The sequence below is a fragment of the Erythrobacter sp. HI0063 genome, from assembly GCF_001635685.1.
In the GTDB taxonomy this organism is placed as follows: domain Bacteria; phylum Pseudomonadota; class Alphaproteobacteria; order Sphingomonadales; family Sphingomonadaceae; genus Qipengyuania.
Window position 1 is genome coordinate 1 of the sequence record NZ_LWFF01000143.1, and the last position, 426, is coordinate 426.

At 62.2% G+C, this 426-nt stretch carries 1 protein-coding gene; it reads left to right on the forward strand.

What is annotated here, in order from left to right; translation table 11 throughout:
- A partial coding sequence (locus tag A3736_RS05685; protein ID WP_197465501.1) for a MobA/MobL family protein occupies window positions 1–426 on the forward strand: 426 nt, incomplete at both ends.

The following is a 426-nucleotide window of genomic DNA, read 5'->3' on the forward strand; positions in this document are numbered from 1 at the left end:
GTGCTGGCGCTCGACTACCGCTGGTCGAATGAGCAGCAGTTTCAGACTACGCGCGAATGGGCCGAAGAGTGTTTCGGGAAGCATGGGCTACCATACGCAATCGCCCTGCATGCGCCCGATCCCGATGGGGATCCTCGCAATTGGCATGCCCATGTCATGTCAAGCTATCGCCCGATGACGCGCGTCGGCCCGAACGAGTGGGAGGTAGCCGAGGCCCTGCGCACCGATCTCGACAATCCCCGAAGCATGCAGCTCCTGCGGGAAAATTTTGCGCGTGCGATGACACGCATGTCGCGCGAAGCCGGTCAGTGCGAGCGCCACACTGCCTTGTCGCATGCTGCCCGTGGTCTTCCGGTGGAACCCCAGCAACATCTGGGAGAGGCGCGCACGCGCAAAGCAAGATCTGGCGAGTACGTTGCGGCAAAC